The following is a 19,244-nucleotide window of genomic DNA, read 5'->3' on the forward strand; positions in this document are numbered from 1 at the left end:
ATTTGTCGAAGGTTCGATCATCGTCAATGACATCTACCATAACCGTCCACCTGCTCTTCCCCCTCGCCGCCCTCACCCTCTTCCTCATGCGCTGGTTCCTCCCCACCGAAGCCACCCTCGAAGGAACCACCATCTGGGTCGCCGCTGGTTGGTTACTCCTCTGGCCGGCCTGGGCATTTCTCAAGACACGCGCGACTCCCGCCAATCCGGGTAGCATTGCTGGTTCACCCACCAGTGTCTCCTTACTCACCTCTTCCAACCTCTGGCTCATCGCCATCGGCCTGCTCATCCTCGGCCATGTCCTCTCTGGCCTCTCTCTGATCTTCTTCGGCGAAGGCAACAAACGAGCCGCCCTCAACCTTCTGTGGGAATGGATCGCACTCGGCGTTATGGCTCGTCTCTTCTGGTCCTGGCGAATGCATTTCAACTGGCGACCATCACAGCCGTTGCTTCTTTCCTGCATCGCTGCCCTCGCGCTCCTCGGGCTTTATCAACACTTCGTCTTCTACCCTCAGATGCAGGCTCAATATCATTCACTCGTTGCCGCTGGTGACAAGCAAGGGCTCGCCCAACTTGGCATCCCGACACAGGAACCCGCACGCAGCCAGTTTCTCGACCGTCTTCTCTTCAGTACAGAGCCCTTCGGCTTCTTCGCGCTCACCAATTCTTTCGCAGGCTTACTCGGCGTCGGTTGCATCCTCTGGGGCGCGATCGCAGCAATCACCGGTCGTCAAAAAATTCGCATCTGGCATCTCTTTGTGTGGTCGATGATGATCTTTCTTTCGTGTGCTGGCTGCATGATCCTGACCAAAAGCCGAACTGCTGTTGCAGCTTTTTTCCTGGCCTTTTTCACACAGGGTCTTTGCTGGAGTTGGTTAGCATCCATCGGCTCCAATCACGTTCGACGCACACGTATTTTCGTGATCACGTTGTCTACATTAGCTGTTTTGTTAGTGCTTGTGATGCCATACGCAGTCCCAGATCTATGGAACGGCGCCACCAAATCCCTCCGCTACCGCTTCGAATACTGGGACGCCACTTGGTCCATGATCCAGGACTCCCTGCTCCTCGGCCACCTTGGCAACTTCCGTCAGGAATACCTGCGTTACAAACTCCCCGCATCAAGCGAAGAGATCTCCGACCCTCACAACCTCCTCATCGACGCCTGGGCCAACGGCGGCCTGCTCGCTTTCCTCGGCGTCATCTCGATCATCGGCATCACTCTGTATCAGTTCCGACGACCAGTTCTCGATTTCCTCCCGACGGACTTCCGTGATCTGGGCAAAGCCAAGTCATCCTCCGCAGTGATCGCGCTGACTACACTGGCCGCCTTTCTCATCCCCACCGTCTTGAGTTGGAACTACGACGAACGCATCGTCATCATCGGCATCGTCTGGGGCCTTCTGTTTGCAGCCTGGATCTGGCTGTGGAATCGCAATGGACAAATGCCCGAAGCCGAGAATCCATCCCTCGTTCAGATCCCCAATGTCTGGCTGTTCGCCTGGCTCGGTTTGACGATGCACCTCCTTGGTGCTGGTGGCATGGAAATGCCAGCCCTCGCGCAACTCTGGATCCTGCTTTCTGTCTGTGCCTTAACGACGACGCCCTCGACCACCGTGCCTATGAAGTTCCCATCCTTCACTCGCTACCTCGAGCCGGGAATCGCGACCATTCTTCTGATCCTGTTCGCCTGGAGCACGTTTTTCCCCGTTCAAAAGGTGAGAGAACAACTCGCTGCCGCCGAATTCAGCCGTGATCTGAACTCAACAATTCGTCACTCCAAAGCCGCTTTTGACGCCGATTCCTTCGATCCAGAACCAGCCCGCATGTTCACCTTTTCCGCCTTCACCCTAGAAAAAGAACGCCCCACCAATGCCAGCAATTTCCTGGCTGCTGCCGAAAACTGGCTCAAACGAGACCCCCACAGCGCTTCGGCTCACCGTCAAGTTGGCGAATGGATGCTCGAACTGTCCAGGCGTTCGTCCCCTCAAAACGATTCTTTGAAATCCTCAGCCTTAAAGCATTTCCAGAATGCAACCAATCTCGCCCCGACGAATGTCTTCCTCTGGGCGACCCTCTTTCAGAACGGCCTCGGCTCACTTCCGGAGGAAACGGTCACGAACGCAGCTCGGACTGCTTTACAATTGCATGAACAAAATGAACGCCTGGCTCATACGGACAAATTACTTCCCAACGAAACGATCACTCAAATACGTAACTATCTACAGGGCAAATAGCGCACTCGATTGCGCTCGGATGGCTCTGTTGACTCATTCTCATCCATTTTTCATAACATTCCTGCCTCAGGCGCTCCCCTCTCGGCCCTGATACGACATAATAAATTGCCATTGTCGACTGTTATTTATTTCATCCACAGTCCAGTTGAAACCGCTTCTGACATGAAAAACTTTCTCAGCTTCGTCTTCCCTGCCCTGGCCGGCCTCATCATCGTCGGCGTCGCGGTTTACGCGACCATCGGCCCCCGTCTCGTTCAGAACATCAAGCAAGATCTTGGTGTCGAAACGGACCCGTACGACGGCAAGCTCAAACCAGCCAAATCCGGCCCGCAACCCAAAATTGAAGTCGATAACGCGACGTTCGATTTCGGCACAATGGAAGTCAACACGAAGACTGAACACACCTTCGTCATCAAGAACGTCGGCGAAGCTCCTCTGAACTTCGTCAACGGCGGCTCAACATGCCAATGTACGATCAGTGATCTGTCGCAAGACGAAGTCGGCGTCCTCAAACCGGGCGAATCAAAAAACGTCACGCTGACGATCGCACCGTTTGCAGAAACGGATACCTTTGAAAAATACGCCATCATTAGAAGCAACGATCCCAACAGCGAAGAGACTCGCCTGATCGTCAAAGGCATCGTCACTGCGAAATACGGCGTTTTCCCGAAAGAAGTCTGGAACGTCGGCAACATCGTCGAAGGGAAAGGCGCGAGCTTTTCGGGTGTCATTTTCTCTCAAGTCTATGACAAGTTTGAGCTCGAAAAACTTGAGTCCAATAACCCTCAAATGAAGGTCACCAAAGAACCACTCCAGGAAGCTGACCTGACCGAACTCAAAGCCAAATCAGGTTATCAAGTCAATGTTCAAATTGAACCAAACATTGTCGTCGGTGAATTCAAAGCCCGCGTTATCTATAAACTCGATGTGGATGAAAGCGAACACGTCATTGATGTGACAGCCTATCGTGCCGGCCAGCTGAAAATGCGTGGCGAAGGCTGGTATGCTCTCGAAAAGCTCGTCGAGTTTGGAACCTTCAAGGCGTCAGCTGGCAAAGAAATTACGCTGACGACGTTTGTCGATAAAACGCCAGCCTTCACTGGTCCCTTCGAGATGACCAAAGTCGAAGCTGACCCCAACTACCTCGACTTCAAAATCGAGCCCTTCGAAGCAGGCGGCTCGGAAAACGTTCTTGCTTATAAAGTGACGTTCAAAATCCCCCCTGAGACCACTACCGATGTTCGCAGCTCCTATAACCCTGCTTTCCTGACAGTCAAAACCAACCATCCGGAAATGCCCGAAATCCGCTTCAAGGTCCGCTTCTCTGCACAGTAAGAGTTGGATCGATGTCGGGAATACGGTGTGTTCGAAAGATCGTCTTTTCCCTCGAACCTCCTGCTCAGGCAGACCTTTCTTGAGCAGAGGCAAGCGACACCCGATTTGTATCATAAACCATTCCAATGTATGAACTTACGGCACATCAAGCCAACAATAACATTGTGCCCTCCGTTACCTCATGTGGAATGGTTTTCCCTCTCCTGTGAGAGGGCTGGGATTGCCGACGTGTCCCAGAACCGCTAACTTAAACCCCGAACGATCAGGATTTTAGCTCGCGACAGGGATGACAATGACCGCTATGTCAGGAAACGGACAGCCACACGATTCTGCTTCAACAAGCCTCCAGAGTTTCCGATCCAGCCTGGGCGAATGGCTGCCAGTTCTCTGCCCTTACCTGCTGCTGGCCTGCGTTGCTCCCCTGCTCTTGTTTGGCTGCCCAACGCCCTCGAGCCCCACGCCTGGCGGTACCGGCAAGACCTCACCTGCAGAATCAGGTGCTCCTCCCAAAACGCCGGGGCCGAAGTCCGACGTCATTGTGGATGGCTGGGCTAAGCCAGCCGTCGCGATGATCCTCTCGGGTGAGATCCACGGTTATATGGAGCCCTGCGGCTGCGACGCCAATCAATCAGGCGGCTTATCTCGTCGTGCGGATCTGTTTAAGCAGCTCAAAGACAAAGGCTGGTCAGTCGTCGGTCTCGACTTGGGCGGTACCCTGAAGAACGCACGTCGTCAAAGTCAGATCAAATTCAAGTTCATCCACTCGGCCATTTCCGAACTCGGCTATAAGGCGCTCGGGATCGGCCCTGAGGAACTTCACCTGGGCGTCGATTCCCTGTTCTCTCTCGGCGATGCTGCCAAGCAGAATGAAGGTCAGACACAACTGTCCAGTTCCAACGTCATCTTCTACGGCTCTCGCGAACTGGGAGTGCCAGCGGAAATCATTGTCTTCGAAGAAAACGGCGTGAAAGTCGGCGTCATCAGTGTTCTGGGTGACAGCTACAAAAAAGAAATCCTCCCGGCAGGTGCCAGTAACGATCTGCTGTCGATCGAATCAATGAAAGACAGCCTCGGCTCCGCGATTGAGAAACTGAAAGCAGAAAAACCTCAGCTGACCGTCTTCCTCTCTCACGCCCGACCTGCAGAAACCAAACAGCTCCTGGAAGCATTCCCCAACACCTTCAACGTCGCGATGACAGCCGGTGGCATCGAAGATCCGTACAAAGACCCTGAAGTCATCGGCGGCGCGATGGTCGTCGAAGTCGGCCAGAAGGGGAAGAAAGTCGGCGTCGTCGCCTACTATCCAGAAGCCGAGCAGAAGTTCAAATTCGAACGCATCCAGCTCGACAACAAACGCTTCTCCAAGACCAAAGCCATGGAAGACGCCATGCGTTACTACCAGGAGCGTCTCAAAGAAGAAGCGATCGCAGAAACCGAACCTGCCATCTCCCACCCATCGGGCACGACGTTCGTCGGTTCACAATCCTGCGGTGATTGCCACACGAAAGCCTTCGCCAAATGGAAGTCAACTAAACACGGCTCCAAGTCATGGGCCAGTCTGGTTGCCAACGACCGCAGCGGGATGCCGGGCGACCCGATCACGCGGATCTATGATCCAGAATGCCTCGCCTGCCACACGACCGGCTGGGATCCTCAGGAGATGATCCGCTACGAAAGTGGTTACCTCAATACCACCGTTTCGATGCACCTGACCGAACAAGGCTGCGAAAACTGCCACGGCCCCGGCAAGCGTCACGACGAACTCGAACGTGCCTTCAAAGAATCAGGCAGTCGTACCGAGGAACTACTGGCCGAACGCAAAGTCATGCACAAAGACCGCGCCACCGCCGAACAACAAATCTGCATCAAATGCCACGACCCCGAAAACTCGCCCAACTTCAACTTCGACAAATACTGGTTAGAAGTCTGGCACCCTTATAAAGACTAACAAGTCGACTTCGAATGTTTCGTAGGGTGCTGGTGAGGCTTTGCGAACCGCACCAAATGAGCGAATGAATGTCGTTTTGGTGCGGTTCGAAGACTCACCAGCACCCTACATTTCAAATAAGACGTCAATAAGAAGACCAGCCCTCACATCGCCAACCTAAGCCCTAAGCCCCAATACCTAAGCCCTCTCCCCATGATCCCCGCCTCACTCAAAGCCCACCAGTCCGACAAAGTCCTAGCCATCTCCTGGCCCGATGATGAATCGACGGTTCATCGCCTCCCTTACCGGTTCCTCCGAGGCCGCTGCCCATGTGCCAGCTGCGTCAACGAATTCACCGGTGTCCGCGTCTACGATATCGATAAAGTGTCCGAAGACATTTCGATCGCCGCCCTCGAATACTCAGGCAACTACGCTCTCAAAATCGGCTGGTCAGACAACCACTTCACCGGGCTCTACACATGGCCCTATCTGCAGCAGCTGACCGCCGAATACAACGCCGAGAGTGATCGCTTTTAAGATCACTGCACCCGTGACCTTAGAACGCAACTTCAACCGTTCCCTGTCCGGTATGCGATTCGTTGCCTTCGCCGATCAAGCCCTGATAGCTCGACATCAGACGCACGCGATCGCTGACCTGCGTCGAGAATCCCGACTCGACGTTGATGAAGTGATAGCCAAGAGGTGCCGCTGACGATGTCACCCCTGCTCCTCCACCGGAAAGAGCAGCTCCGACGACCGCTTCGTCGCTGAGCGTTTCACCGACGTATCGCATTTCTGCAAACGGCGTGAAGGCGCGTCCGGAAGGCAGGAACATGTCATACGCGACACGACCGCCGACCGACAGTCGCAGTGAATTCGCATCCGATCGCCCCACATCCATCAGAGGACCGGTGCCCGATTCTGAGAATCCATCCTGGCCAATATAGGCATACTGCAGTGAGGTCAGCGGAACAAAGGTCATCCGCCCGCGATGAATCGGCAGGCCGTACTCCGTATACAGGCTGAATTCATCCCCGTCGAAGCTGCCGTACGCAGTATCGACTCCTGAGTAACGTTGGGTGTCGTAGCTGTTCAAACCGTAGGTCGCCAATCCGAGAACATAGCCATAATCGCTACGTTGCAACGCATACATCGAAGTCCGGAGCGTATTGATATTCCCGCGTCCTGCATTCTCAGCCGTCGTGACGTTCCCTGCACCGTAGCCAATGCTGAACCCGACCAGCGTGTCATCGCTCAGCCACTTATCCATCCCGACAATACTGCCCCCCGAGGCATAGTTGGTCCCGAGAGCAGAAGCCGTCGAATCAATGCTGCCTGCATTGCCATATCCCTGGAACCAGACGCTCGCATCGTAGTAAGCAGAACGTCGTGAATAGGCCTGCGGCACGAGGACTGATCGTTCTTCAAACGATGCCAGCGTGATCTCATCATTCAGCCCGGCTCCTTCATCAGAGACCGACATCAGGCTGCCAACATTCCCACGCGGAGCCTGCATCGCGAACCCATTCGGACCGTACGACGACATGGCCTTGTTACGCAAGTGTGTGTTCGTCGTCGAGACATACGAAGACAAATCATTCAGCGTCACATTGGACAGCGTCGGCGAAGATACCATCCGGGCATTGAGTTGATTGACCATCTCCACGGTCATGCCGATGAAGTAAAAAAAGTCGTGGTGGTAAGAAGATCCATTCATACTCCATTCAACAGCCTCACCACCCTGGTAGACGATCTCTGGATTTGAAACAGGAGTCGTTGCCTGTCCACCTGGTAAATTTGTTGTCGAGCTATTTGCTCCCTGAACGAAGCTCACCTCGTAGGGATAATAGAAGACATTGTAGGCATCGATAGAAACAATTTTCACATTGTTTGAGAATTGAAATGTGGCCGCAGAAAAACCGATATGGCCCCCGGCATACAAACCTAATCCGCCGCTCTGAGCAAAGTATCCTGGGCCTCCGAGATAGTCCTGGGGATTTGTCAGCGTCAGCGACAATCCCGTCGCCGAGTCCGTATGCGTCAATGTCGACAAATCCCCTGTGAAATCGTTGAAATTGAACGTCACCTGCTGCTGAGCAAACAGCGATGTCCCGCTCGCCGAACTTAGCACTCCGATGGCAACAGCAAACGCCATTTTCTTAACGCGCACGACATAGCTGGCCCAGCACATAGTTGCATCCTTGCAAAGTAGTTGGTTCTTAGAAGTCCATTTCAAAACCCGCGACGGCTTCAACTCGCCCGACGCCGACGGAATGATCTACATTTCGACCAATTGCACGAAACCCTGAATACTCACCGAGCATTTGCTGGCGAGTTCCCCCCGCACCCTCGTGCGTATCCGACACCAGCCAGAAAATCGTCACAGCTTGACAGACGGGGGATTGCTCGCCGACACAAGATCGCACCCTCTCTTTTTCAATTTGCAGTCATTCCACTGACATTTTTCACTTTGCAAGTTTCACTTACATGTCGATCCATGTTCCTTGGAATTGACCACCAGGCGCGTACGATCATTCGGTTCTCTTATTCCGACCTCCTCTCAACAGGGACACACACGGATGAATCGACGCGAACTCTTCGGCGCTCTGGGGGCCCTCAGCACCACCGCCATGCTCAATCCGTCTCAAGCCGCAGACCATCACCACCACGGCGAGATGAAAGACAAAACGATGATGGCTCCTCTGGGAAACCACCATCTCCACTTCTGCGGCATCCACTGCGCCAAAAAAGATCCCCGCATCCAGATCATCACGCAGCACTACTGCGGCGGTGTCGCGGGCGGTATGCACCAATGCCTGCTCTACAGCTCGGCTGAGAAGGACGCAAAGCTGCTGGGGGTCGAATACATCGTCTCGGACGAAGTCTACAGGTCCTTACCTGAGGTCGAAAAACGCTATTGGCACCCACACACTTACGAAGTCCTCGGCGGTGGTCTGATTGCTCCTGGCATGGACGACGAAGAAGAGATGACCTTCATGAAAGGTCTCCTCACCACCTGGGGCAAGACCTGGCATACCTGGCCCGATCCCAACACTCCCGTTCCCATGGGAGAACCACTTCTGATGTGGTCACTGACTGGCGATGGTCAGGAAGACAAAGCCGTCATCGCTCAGCGAGATCAAGAGTTCAACGTCAACTCAGCCGAGATCCGCAGGACCCGCATCGAAACCATCGGCTACAACATCCCCGCTGTCCCAGGCCCCAAAGACATCGACACCATTGGTCGACAATGGACAGCCAGCGGCGACGATAAGCCCACAAAGTTCAAAGGCTGATTCGCAACCCTCTTCAGGAGCACAGATATTCCTGTTTGTGCCCATCTCGTTATTTCCTCGAAATGGGTGGCGTTGCCTCACGCGGCGCCACCCTTATCGACGCCGTTTTCGTCATATCGGATAAATGCAAAGTACACAAAATATCCCGCCAGCCCAGGGATCATGACCAGAAACAACGGCGAAACCAAAATCGAAAACACGATCACGACCAGAAAAAACGCGATCCAGACATACTTGCTGTCACGCCAGAGGCCTTTGAAGCGTTCCATGATCTTTTCACTCTTTGCTATCGCGAGGTCGACTTCGACGTAAGCGTGCTCGTTATTCTTGGCGCGAATTGAATCGCTAGTGACAAGAATGTTGTCTCACTACGACGGACCTCAACATTATTGCAGAACACCTTGTTCTTACCGTCTTTTTCCGCGGCGATCAACAGTTTGCCCTGCGTCATCTTTGCACGTCTGTCTGTTTGCGTTAAAACTTCATCATCATTTCACAAGTCCGTACCTTGATACCTGGTCCCCAATGCATGCCTCTGGAAATCGAACTCAAATTCTCCATCACCGATGCGGATAACATTCTCGCTCAACTGGCTCCTCTGGGCCTGACCGACGAAGGCAGCATCGATCAGGTCGACATCTACTACAACCACCCCGGTCGAGATTTTGCAACAACCGACGAAGCACTCCGTATCCGACGCACCGGGCAGTCGTCCTATCTGACTTACAAAGGCCCCCTGCTCGACCCGCTGACCAAGTCGCGCCGCGAATACGAAGCCCACCTCGCAGAAGGCCAGCCGACTTTCGACACGATGGCCGCGATCCTCTCCAACCTTGGCTTCACTGCCGTCCGCGAAGTGGCTAAAACCCGTCACCGTTATACCTTCACCTGGGAAGATCGTCCGTTCGAACTCTGCCTCGACGACGTCAAAGGCCTAGGCCATTACATCGAACTCGAAACCGTCTCCGACGATGAATCCCACGCCGCCCAGTCGAGCACGCGGGAATCGCTCCTCCGACTCGCCAAAACCCTCGGCCTCTCCTCCTCGGAACGCCGCAGTTATCTGCGCCTATTAATCGAGAAACAAGACGCTACTTAAACCTTAAAAGCTTCACCACGAGGCCTCGAAGGGCACCAAGTTTCTCGAAGGTTTTTTGCTCCCATCTGCGTCCACCTGCGTTTATCTGCGGTTCAATCTGACTTTCCCATCCGTGTTTCTTCGTGTTCATCCGTGGTTGCTCTTTCTCAGCACGTGACTGCCCATTTCCCCTTGACTGATCCGCTTGTACACTATATTATCCCTTGTGAAATATTCGCGCAAGATGCCCCCTTTGCGGGGTTTAAGCCATAATTCCCCTCGGAACACCCAAAGGACTACTGTACAACATGGCCGCCAAAGCAAAATCCAAGTCTGAAGACATTTCCGAATCCAAATCCTCCGGCGGAGCCAAGGGCGAAGAAGCGGTCCTGAATAATGCTCTCGGACAGATCGAGAAGGCCTTTGGCAAAGGCTCGATCATGAAGCTCTCCGACAAGACCAACATGGTCGTCGCAGGGATTCCGACGGGTGCGCTCTCCCTCGATATCGCCCTCGGCGGCAAAGGCCTGCCACGCGGTCGGATCATCGAGATCTTTGGACCAGAATCGTCTGGTAAGACGACTCTCGCCCTCCACGTCATCGCGTCCGCCCAGAAAGAAGGCGGGATCGCCGCCTTCGTCGACGCCGAACACGCCCTCGACCCCGCCTGGGCCAAACGCCTCGGCGTCAACCTCGAAGAACTCCTCGTCTCTCAACCAAGCTACGGCGAAGAAGGGCTCCAGATCGCTGAGATGCTCATCAAGAGCAACGCGGTCGATGTCATCGTCGTCGACTCAGTGGCTGCTCTGGTCCCCAAGGCAGAACTCGATGGCGATATCGGCGACAGCCACGTCGGTCTGCAGGCCCGGATGATGTCTCAGGCCATGCGGAAGCTGACCGGTGCGATTTCCAAGTCCAAGACCACCGTCATCTTCATCAACCAGATCCGCGAAAAGATCGGCGTCATGTTCGGTTCCCCCGAAACGACCCCCGGCGGTCGCGCGTTGAAATTCTACTGCTCCTGCCGCATCGACGTCCGTAAGATCACCACGCTGACTGAAGGGGACGAAACCATCGGCATCCGCATGAAGGCCAAGGTCGTCAAAAACAAGGTCGCCCCACCCTTCAAAGTCGCCGAGTTCGACATGCTCAACAAACGCGGCATCAGCCTCGAAGGAGACGTCCTCGACCTCGCCGTCAACCACCGCATCGTCGACAAATCCGGCGCCTGGTTCAACTACGGCGAAACCCGCCTGGGCCAAGGCCGCGAAAAAGCCCGCACGTTCTTCGAAGAGAATCCAGAAGTGATGAAGGAAGTCAAAGACAAGGTGTTGGCGCTTTACAACATGGCGTAAGGGCACGATCATGTTCCATTTAAGCAGTTTTGATCTAGATAAAATCAAGCGAACAGTTGTCAAAAAGCAACTAGAGCTTGATTTCTTTAGACTCACTCTAGTCAGCAACGACAAAAAGCACAGCATTATTGGACCTGGTCAGATTACCCAAGATAAGACTGGGAAGCTTAAACTTAAATTTTTTGCAAATTCTGAATTTCAACAACGAAACATATCTACTGGGGACATTGTCCCCGATACTGAATTCTATACTTTATCGGGAATGGATACATCAGGCACGACTTGGACCGCGAGTCGAGTTTTGCCGTATTATCCAGAATCTTATTCTCTTCATACACCTGAGCGAGTAATCCTTGCTGATTTATTTGAAATAGAACATCAGAGTCCGGAATGGAGTCGACCCGAACCGATAAGCACATTTTTTGAGGAGCCTCATAAATATGAACTACCAACTGAGCATATCATGGTTTCGGCACACGAATATAATATTCCTCACAACAGCAGCACAGTATGCACTATAACACATGCAGATGGGTACTCGTCCAAAAGCACATTGTTAGATCACACCGTAGGGCAAATTGACGACTGGAATTTTAAGTTTTTACAAATTGAAGGACATCCAGAAGTTTACTGCAGTGGCTACAGATTGCCACCGAATGTCTTAACGGCATGTCGCGAAGCAATTAGCTTCGCATTGGGAAAAGGAGTTGAATGGTCTTACTTCTGCACCCAAATTGGCGGGAACTGTAAACTTGTCATCCGTAGCCCTACTAGAGATTTACGTAATAGCCGTTTATGTCCTCCTATTCAGGCAATCAGCGCCCCCGGTGAAGGTACGTTCTTTAAATTATTTCAGCACTACTTTAGTTATTCTGCTTCTCTACAAAAAGAAGATCTTTGCGAGCTTTCTTGTCTATTGCTCCGCGCGATCGAATCTAGTTGTGGCTCATTTCAGCAACATTGTAATGGCATAGCAACTGCAGTCGAAGGAACGCTAAGAATATTATTACCGGACTCTCCGGATAGATCTACTCAACTATCAACCGCCGTTGACAACATCAAGCAACACCTAAAAACATGTGATCTTTCACACCTCGGAGAGTCTGAAGTAGCTTTTAGAAACCGGATTGACGGCTTGTTAGGGCAGTTATATCAAGAAAATGCGAAATCCAAAATGCGGGGACTCAAAGAAAAATCGTTCATTCTTAATGATGACATTGGCGCCTGGTCGGATTTACGAAATCCATCTGCGCACGGACAGATTCTCGCAGTAGACATAGATAATGCCATAATATTTAAGGTGGGCAGAGTAACTTCGCTGCTCTATAAGTTAATGTTCCTGATTATTAGATACCAAGGCGCCTATACCGACTATTCACAAATTGGCTGGCCGAATCAATTGTGGAGCCATTCGCTCTCTTCCGCTAACGACGACATTGACATCTTCAATGTTTCGTGAGCGTATATCGGTTTTGTTTATTTTCCTCATCCCTTCATCCCAAACTTCTTCTTAAACACCTCCACACCTCGCTCAAAAACATCCTTGGCCGCCTCTGCTGGATCGTTCTGGACGGTCTTGATTGTCAGTTCATCGTCGATCGTCCCTGACTTGCCATCCGGGCCTTTCGAGCGGATGACCAGCAGGTAGCCGACTTCGAAGTCGTCGACGAAGAGCTCCAGCGGGTTGTTCCAGCCGTCTTTTTCGGCCAGCATTCCAGGGACCGGAGCGACTTTGCGGTCATGTTTAAAGGTCTCGACAACCCGGTTCGCGGCCTGCTCCAGCGCGAGCTCGGTCGCTTCTTCGCGACGTTTTTGGTCCTGCCGTCTGAGAGACTGCACATAGGCCATCAGAAGAATTCCCATCAGAATCACACTACCTGCGGTTAACAGTCTCCATTGGGCCTGTGTGGGAAATGGTCGATCAGGAATTTCGATGGTCGAAATGGCTGACTCAGATGACGCGGTGGCGGAACTGCTGGTTGTTTCTTCGACGGAAGCCGCGTTAATTTTGCTGGAAGGTGACTGTTGCTTGGCACGACGATCGCTTCCCGTCATCACTTCGAGGCAGAGGCAAACAAATTGCACGAACAGTACGAGGAGGCCGAAGACCGCTCGGACAAAGCCCACAACGCTGGCAGTGAAAAGCTCGATAATCGCGTCCATGGGTGGCTTTCACTCGGAAAGTGTCGATTCGGTCTTCGGTGAATTCTACATGATATTCTTCTGCCCCTCAAAGATGCTGCTTGCCTTCCAGTCATCTTGTTCTCATAGTCAGTTCTCCGGACAAGCGCTCAACCATCATTCCTGCTTGCTCTGCGGTATTGCCCATGACAGATAACGAGACGAATTCTCCAGACTCTCCTGCCTCGAATCCAAAACCGAAAGGTCCCCCAGCAGGGGCTATGGCGGGAGCGATGGTCGCGATCATGGCGTCGCAGTTTGTGGTCATTCTCTCAACCGGGAAGAACCGACGGGATAAGGAAGAGAAACCTTTGTCTGCCGAGAGCACGATCTCTGCACCAGAAGCCTCAACGGCTCCTCTGAATTCGACGACACGATAGCAAGAAGATGATTTACTCGCCGTAGGCAAACTGAGTCTTGGTCGGACTATCAGGCTGGCACCAGTCGAGGGTCTGAAGGGCAGCAAAGAGTTGATACGCATTCAACGCGACGTCGCCTGAGTATTGCTCATTCTTATCCCCGTAGCGAAACGACAGCTCTGCCGCTGTGGGACGGGTCTTCCACTCTGTGGACCAAAGAATGACCGCTAGTGTTGCGCTGACCTTCTCGCTTAGCTTGAACTCAGGCCCCTTATAAATTCGCTCGTGATGTCGGGTGTTGCCCACGATTTCAACGGATGTCTCGCCGGGGCATTTGATTCCATTAATTTTGAGATCACCCAGAATCGGAAAGAGTCGCTCTGCGTTCTGAAGTTTCTCAGGACACTTTTCCTTTCCCTGAATGGTGACCGAGTAAGTAAACAGGCTGCGATACGGTGCCCCGATGTCTTCTTCGAACTTGGAATCGTCATTCCCTTTCTGATCGGAGCCTTTTTTCAGCTTGCGCCCCGAGACGTAGTAACGATCTGCATGCCGCGACTTCAAAGTATATTCCGTGCTTTTGAGTTCGAGACGCCCCTCTTCTTTCTCGACGACCCGTCGCTGACGAAGAATCAGATCGTTCTTTCTGAAAGCGCGATCAGCGGTATCGAGAAAGCAAATCAATCGGCGTTCAAGCGTGTCGAATTTTTTGAGCCGCTGCTTTTGAAGTTCTTCTTTCTTCGGCGTGAATTCCACTCTGCGCACAATTCCCTGAAGATCAAACCACAGTTCGCGCAGCGCCAGCTTGCGGTCGGCAAAACGAAGATGATCCAGCATGACTTTGTATTCACGAGACTCGACCTGCATGAACCGACTCCTTGTTCAAAAGCACAATGATGCTAACTTCGTGAGCGTCAACATCTCTACAATAATCTAAATACTTTCCCTTAACTTAAATTCGTCACGCATACTTTTTGACGGTGTATATGGCTTTCTGATGGGCTCAGGATGCCTGCAACATTTCAGACTGACTGTTTGGAAAGGAAGATGGATTTCTCTCTTCCCACGAAATTTCCAAACAGTTCCAATAGTCAGGTTCGCCATGGAATCGTCCTGGTCTTCTTTGTTTTCCTCGTATGAGCAATTTGGATTTCATGTCAAATAGCGGCAAACTCCCTCCTCGATCAGGTCAACCACGCATGCCAGCTTCGTCGTCTGGCAGGTCATCGTCCGGATCGCGGCCCAAAGGTGGGGCTTCAAAAAAGAGTAGCGGGAATAACAACCCGGTAGCTGCGATCGCGGGCATTGTCGGAAGTGTTGCGTTGATGCTGATCGTTGGGTTTGTCGCGTTTTATATCCTCGGCAAATCGGCAGGAAATGCAGGGACGGCGCCCGCTTCAACGACGAGCAACACTCCCGGCAGTTCAACTCCAGCCAACAGCCCTGCCCCTCCAGCGGGTGTCCAACCGGGATCGAGTCTGTTGCGAACGGATTCGACCCTTGTCTCGGCTCGCTCATCGTTCAAGACTCGGCTGAAATCTGGTCCACGAGACTCTTCTCCTGTGGACGTGCCGCCATCGGGGACATTCATACTTGACCAGTATGACGCGCCGGTTGGCAGACTGTTTGCGTACGTCAGTCCTGACCCCGGTGACGGGAAGAAGCATCCTGCGATCATCTGGATCACGGGGGGTGACTGCAATTCCATTGGCGAGGTCTGGCTGCCTGCACCGCCGGAGAACGATCAGACGGCGGCTCAGTATCGTCAAGCCGGGATGGTGATGATGTACCCTTCTCTGCGGGGCGGGAATAACAATCCTGGTCAGAAGGAAGGCTTTCTGGGCGAGGTCGATGATGTGCTCGCGGCGGCGGAGTATCTGTTGAGCAAGCCGTATGTTGATCCTGAGAATCTGTATCTGGGTGGGCATAGTACGGGAGGAACGCTGGTGCTGCTGGTGGCGGCTTCGACGAATCGGTTCAAAGCGATTTTTTCATTTGGGCCGGCGGATCAAGTTGCAGGTTACGGGGCTGAATCTGGGTATCTTCCTTACGATGTCAGGAGTCGGGAGGAGCACCTCATTCGATCGCCAATCGTCTGGGTGGAGAACATTCAAAGCCCGGTTTACGTCTTCGAAGGTGGGCGAGGGAATGCCAGCGCTGTGGTAAATCTGCAGGGAAAAAGCATTTCTCTGAAGAACCGAAATTTGAGTTTTCACCTCATCCAGGGGACGGACCATTTTCGGATTCTGCAGCCCGCCAATTGGTATCTGGCGGAGGCGATTCGAAGATCTGCAGAGACCAAGATGCCGTTGGAAGTCTCTGCGGATGAGCTGAAGCGGGCCGTTCTCAGAAACTAGTCCGTGTTCGTTCCGGGGCGATGTTGATGGTGTGAAAAGCATGGACAGCGATCGCAATTGACTTCAATGGGAAATGCCTTCATACAGGAGCATCCTATGGCTACGATCACTATTCGCGACCTCCCGGATGAAGTGAAAAGGAAACTGCGGGTTCAGGCAGCACAGGCGGGACTTTCGCTGGAGGCCTACGCGCGACATCTTCTTCAAGTCGCTTCGCTGTCGGAGCCTGAAACAGAAAATCTGGCAGACTTGGCAAGCAGGCTTTTCGGCAAAAAAGGTGGCGTTGAGTTGAAACTTCCTTCACGAGAATCAAAACGCGGAATGGTCGACTTTTAGCCATGATTCTTCTTCATATCCAGGTTGCCTTGGAACGTTGCTTTCACTGTTGCCCAAATGTGACTAGCTTTTCATAATCTCGTTTTGCACTTTCGAACTTATCTGCCCAAAAGATCACATGAAAACCGACGAACTTCGCGACGCCTATCTCAACTTTTTCGAATCCAAAGGCTGCATCCGACGGCCCAGCGATGTGCTCGTGCCCAACGATCCGACGGTTTTGTTCACACCAGCCGGGATGAACCAGTTCAAGAATGAGTTTCTGGGACTGGGCAAGCCTGATTTCACGAAGGCGACGACCTGCCAGAAGTGCATTCGGACCGGGGATATTTCCAACGTTGGGGTGACGGCGTATCACCATACGTTTTTCGAAATGCTCGGGAACTTCTCGTTCGGGGATTACTTCAAACGGGAAGCGATTCACTGGGCGTGGGAATTTCTGACGAGCAAGAAGTGGCTGGGTCTGAATGGCGAGCAGCTGACAGTGACCGTCTATCTGGATGACGACGAAGCCTTCGGCATCTGGGAGAAGGAGATCGGTCTGCCGGCCAAGCGGATCATGCGTTGCGATGAGTCTGAGAACTTCTGGCCAGCCCGATCGCCCAGCGACGGCCCCGACGGGATCTGCGGGCCCTGCTCGGAAATTTACTTCCATCCTGCATCCGGCGGGAAGGAAGTCGAGATCTGGAACCTCGTCTTTACGCAGTTCAATCGTCAGGGGAATCCGCCGAACAATCTGATTCCGCTGCCGAAGAAGAATATCGATACCGGGATGGGACTGGAGCGGACGGCTGCGGTTCTGCAAGGGGTCGAGAGTAACTTCGAAATCGATACGCTGCGGCCGCTGTGTAATGCGGTTGGGGAGATCATTGGTCGCAAGTATGAGTTCGCAGCAGAGCATGGTCGTGCGATGCGACGGATCGCGGATCACGTGCGTGCGGTCACGATGTGTATCCATGAGAACGTCCTGCCGGATAGCGCCAAGCAGGGATACATCGTGCGTCAGTTGCTGCGACGGGCGGTGCTCGAAGGATATCTGCTGGGTAAGCATGACAACTTCCTGGCTGAACTGGTGCCAGTTGTTGTCGATATGCTGAAGAAGCCTTATCCGGATCTGCAGGAAACGGTCTCTGCGGTTCAGGCGGCGATTACTAACGAAGAGACGCAGTTCCTGAATACGATTGATCGTGGGCTGAATCGCTTCAAGTCGCATGTGAAGACGGCCAAAGATGGTGTGTTCTCAGGGGATGATGCGTTCAACCTGCACCAGACAGACGGCTTCCTGATTGAGTTGACCGAAGCGCTGGCATCGAAAGAAGGGCTTAAGGTTGATCGAGCTCGTTACGAAACACTGATGGATGAGCACTCTCTGAAATCGGGACGGGTGACGGTCGATGCGGTCATGTCGGAAGGGCCGCTCGATGCGATTCGTAAATCGAAGGGTGAGACGAACTTCCTGGGGTATGACGTCGATCATGCTGCTGCGGAGATCGTCGGGATCATTTCGAACAAGGCGCTCGTTGATAAGTTCAGCCAGAAACAACACGCGACGCCGATTGGAGTCGTTCTCGACCAGTCGCCTTTCTATGGCGAGTCGGGGGGACAGGTTGGGGATCAGGGTGTCATCTCGTCTGACGGGATGAAGTTCCTGGTTCAGGACACGCAAAAAGACGGCGGGAATCTGTGGATTCACATCGGGACGCTCGTTGAGGGTGAACTGAAAGTCGGTCAGAAGGTGGACGCGGAAGTTGATGTGGCGCGTCGTGAAGGGATTCGTCGAGCACACTCGGCGACTCACCTGCTGCACTATGCGTTGCATGAAGTTATTGGCGAGAATGCGCTGCAGCGTGGTTCGAAGGTGGAAGCGGATGCGCTGCGTTTTGACTTCTCGCATCGTCAGCCAGTGACCGATGAGGAACTGGAGAAGATCGAAGACATCGTCAACGCGAAGATTGCAGAGGGTGTTTCCGTCACGACGAAACTGCTGCCGATTGAGGAAGCGCGAGCTGCAGGTGCGATGGCACTCTTCGGCGAGAAGTATCCCGATCTCGTGCGCATGGTAAGTATCGGCGAATTTAGTAAGGAGCTATGCGGAGGGACTCACCTGGTCAACAGTGGGCAGGTTGGGCTGGTGAAGATCACCAGCGAGTCGGGTGTTTCCAAGGGGGTTCGTCGTATTGAAGCGCTCACGGGGCCGAAGGTGCGCCAGGCGGTTCGCGATACGGAATCGATTGTCACGCAGCTTCAGCAGTTGCTTAAAGCAACCCTGCCTTCTGAACTGCTGACGAAAGTGACCGCACTGCAGACGGAACTGGCTGATGCCAAAGAGAAGCTGTCAGCGAGCATGCGAGATGCGATGACGGGCGATGTCACCAAGCTGCTCGAAACAGCAGAGTCGGTCAACGGCACGAAGATTGTGACGCATACGCTGGTGGGCGGGTCGAAGGATTCGCTGCGAGATTTCGCCGACAAGCTGCGGGATCAGGCGGACTCTGTTGCGTTGCTCCTCGCGACCGAGAATGAAGGCAAAGTCACGCTGCTGGCGGCAGTCAGCAAGCCGCTGACCAAGAAGGGTGTACTCGCGGGCGAATGCGTCAAGCTGGCGGCCCCGCTGGTCGGTGGTGGCGGTGGTGGCAAGCCGGATCTGGCGGAAGCAGGTGGCAAGGATCCTGCGGGGATTCCAAACGCTCTGGAAGCCGCGGCGAAGTATTATCGCGAAAAGCTGGCTTGAGAGAGTGGTTGAACCACTAAGACACGAAGGGGACAAGTTTCAGGTATGGAGC

16 protein-coding genes are annotated in these 19,244 nt (G+C 53.3%); 12 read left to right on the forward strand and 4 right to left on the reverse strand.

What is annotated here, in order from left to right:
- Nucleotides 1-26: 26 nt before the first annotated feature.
- The 4 genes from SH248x_RS12445 (at nt 27) to SH248x_RS12460 (ending at nt 6,036) form a co-directional block, all read left to right on the forward strand.
- Nucleotides 27-2,237, forward strand: a complete 2,211-nt coding sequence (locus SH248x_RS12445) for an O-antigen ligase family protein (RefSeq protein ID WP_459554603.1) — start codon at nt 27-29, stop codon at nt 2,235-2,237.
- A 162-nt stretch (nt 2,238-2,399) separates the two neighbouring features.
- The gene (locus SH248x_RS12450; protein ID WP_459554604.1) at nt 2,400-3,572 is read left to right on the forward strand and encodes a DUF1573 domain-containing protein; all 1,173 of its coding nucleotides are present in this window, start codon (nt 2,400-2,402) and stop codon (nt 3,570-3,572) included.
- Between the two features lie 292 nt (nt 3,573-3,864).
- Nucleotides 3,865-5,520 carry a multiheme c-type cytochrome gene (locus SH248x_RS12455; RefSeq protein ID WP_459554605.1) on the forward strand — a complete coding sequence of 552 codons (1,656 nt, stop codon included), beginning with the start codon at nt 3,865-3,867 and terminating at the stop codon, nt 5,518-5,520.
- A 192-nt stretch (nt 5,521-5,712) separates the two neighbouring features.
- Nucleotides 5,713-6,036 (forward strand): gamma-butyrobetaine hydroxylase-like domain-containing protein, encoded by a 324-nt coding sequence (locus tag SH248x_RS12460; protein ID WP_459554606.1) that lies wholly within the window; start codon nt 5,713-5,715, stop codon nt 6,034-6,036.
- A gap of 19 nt (nt 6,037-6,055) precedes the next feature.
- Here SH248x_RS12460 and SH248x_RS12465 read toward each other — a convergent pair whose 3' ends face one another.
- Entirely contained in the window at nt 6,056-7,690 is a 1,635-nt protein-coding gene (locus SH248x_RS12465; RefSeq protein WP_459554607.1) for an autotransporter domain-containing protein, read from the reverse strand.
- A 388-nt stretch (nt 7,691-8,078) separates the two neighbouring features.
- Here SH248x_RS12465 and SH248x_RS12470 point away from each other — a divergent pair, with 388 nt between their 5' ends.
- Nucleotides 8,079-8,795, forward strand: a complete 717-nt coding sequence (locus tag SH248x_RS12470; protein WP_459554608.1) for a DUF1264 domain-containing protein — start codon at nt 8,079-8,081, stop codon at nt 8,793-8,795.
- 77 nt (nt 8,796-8,872) lie between these two features.
- On the opposite strand, the gene SH248x_RS12475 is transcribed toward SH248x_RS12470, so the two are convergent.
- Nucleotides 8,873-9,064 (reverse strand): hypothetical protein, encoded by a 192-nt coding sequence (locus SH248x_RS12475; protein WP_459554609.1) that lies wholly within the window; start codon nt 9,062-9,064, stop codon nt 8,873-8,875.
- Nucleotides 9,065-9,324: 260 nt separating this feature from the next.
- Here SH248x_RS12475 and cyaB point away from each other — a divergent pair, with 260 nt between their 5' ends.
- The 3 genes from cyaB to SH248x_RS12490 all read left to right on the forward strand — a co-directional run bounded on the left by cyaB (nt 9,325) and on the right by SH248x_RS12490 (nt 12,687).
- The gene (gene cyaB, locus SH248x_RS12480) at nt 9,325-9,894 is read left to right on the forward strand and encodes a class IV adenylate cyclase (protein ID WP_459554610.1); all 570 of its coding nucleotides are present in this window, start codon (nt 9,325-9,327) and stop codon (nt 9,892-9,894) included.
- Nucleotides 9,895-10,181: 287 nt separating this feature from the next.
- A complete protein-coding gene (gene recA, locus SH248x_RS12485; RefSeq protein ID WP_459554611.1) occupies nt 10,182-11,228 on the forward strand; it encodes a recombinase RecA in 1,047 nt (348 codons plus the stop codon).
- 10 nt (nt 11,229-11,238) lie between these two features.
- Nucleotides 11,239-12,687, forward strand: coding sequence for a hypothetical protein (locus SH248x_RS12490; RefSeq protein ID WP_459554612.1), 1,449 nt, complete (start codon nt 11,239-11,241; stop codon nt 12,685-12,687).
- A 26-nt stretch (nt 12,688-12,713) separates the two neighbouring features.
- Here SH248x_RS12490 and SH248x_RS12495 read toward each other — a convergent pair whose 3' ends face one another.
- Complete coding sequence (locus SH248x_RS12495) at nt 12,714-13,391, reverse strand: hypothetical protein (protein WP_459554613.1); 678 nt, start codon at nt 13,389-13,391, stop codon at nt 12,714-12,716.
- A 164-nt stretch (nt 13,392-13,555) separates the two neighbouring features.
- Between SH248x_RS12495 and SH248x_RS12500 the strand changes: the two genes are divergently transcribed.
- Complete coding sequence (locus tag SH248x_RS12500) at nt 13,556-13,789, forward strand: hypothetical protein (protein ID WP_459554614.1); 234 nt, start codon at nt 13,556-13,558, stop codon at nt 13,787-13,789.
- 12 nt (nt 13,790-13,801) lie between these two features.
- Here SH248x_RS12500 and SH248x_RS12505 read toward each other — a convergent pair whose 3' ends face one another.
- A complete protein-coding gene (locus SH248x_RS12505; RefSeq protein ID WP_459554615.1) occupies nt 13,802-14,635 on the reverse strand; it encodes a hypothetical protein in 834 nt (277 codons plus the stop codon).
- Nucleotides 14,636-14,967: 332 nt separating this feature from the next.
- On the opposite strand from SH248x_RS12505, the gene SH248x_RS12510 reads away from it, so the two are divergent.
- From SH248x_RS12510 to alaS, 3 genes are all read left to right on the forward strand, one after another.
- A complete protein-coding gene (locus tag SH248x_RS12510; protein WP_459554616.1) occupies nt 14,968-16,125 on the forward strand; it encodes an alpha/beta hydrolase family protein in 1,158 nt (385 codons plus the stop codon).
- Nucleotides 16,126-16,221: 96 nt separating this feature from the next.
- Nucleotides 16,222-16,461: a FitA-like ribbon-helix-helix domain-containing protein gene (locus tag SH248x_RS12515; protein WP_459554617.1), complete on the forward strand. Its 240-nt coding sequence runs from the start codon at nt 16,222-16,224 to the stop codon at nt 16,459-16,461.
- A 118-nt stretch (nt 16,462-16,579) separates the two neighbouring features.
- Nucleotides 16,580-19,192, forward strand: coding sequence for an alanine--tRNA ligase (gene alaS, locus SH248x_RS12520; RefSeq protein ID WP_459554618.1), 2,613 nt, complete (start codon nt 16,580-16,582; stop codon nt 19,190-19,192).
- The last annotated feature ends 52 nt before the right edge of the window (nt 19,193-19,244 follow it).

Origin of the sequence: Lacunimicrobium album, from assembly GCF_052161635.1 — a bacterium.
Classification (GTDB): domain Bacteria; phylum Planctomycetota; class Planctomycetia; order Planctomycetales; family Planctomycetaceae; genus SXPC01.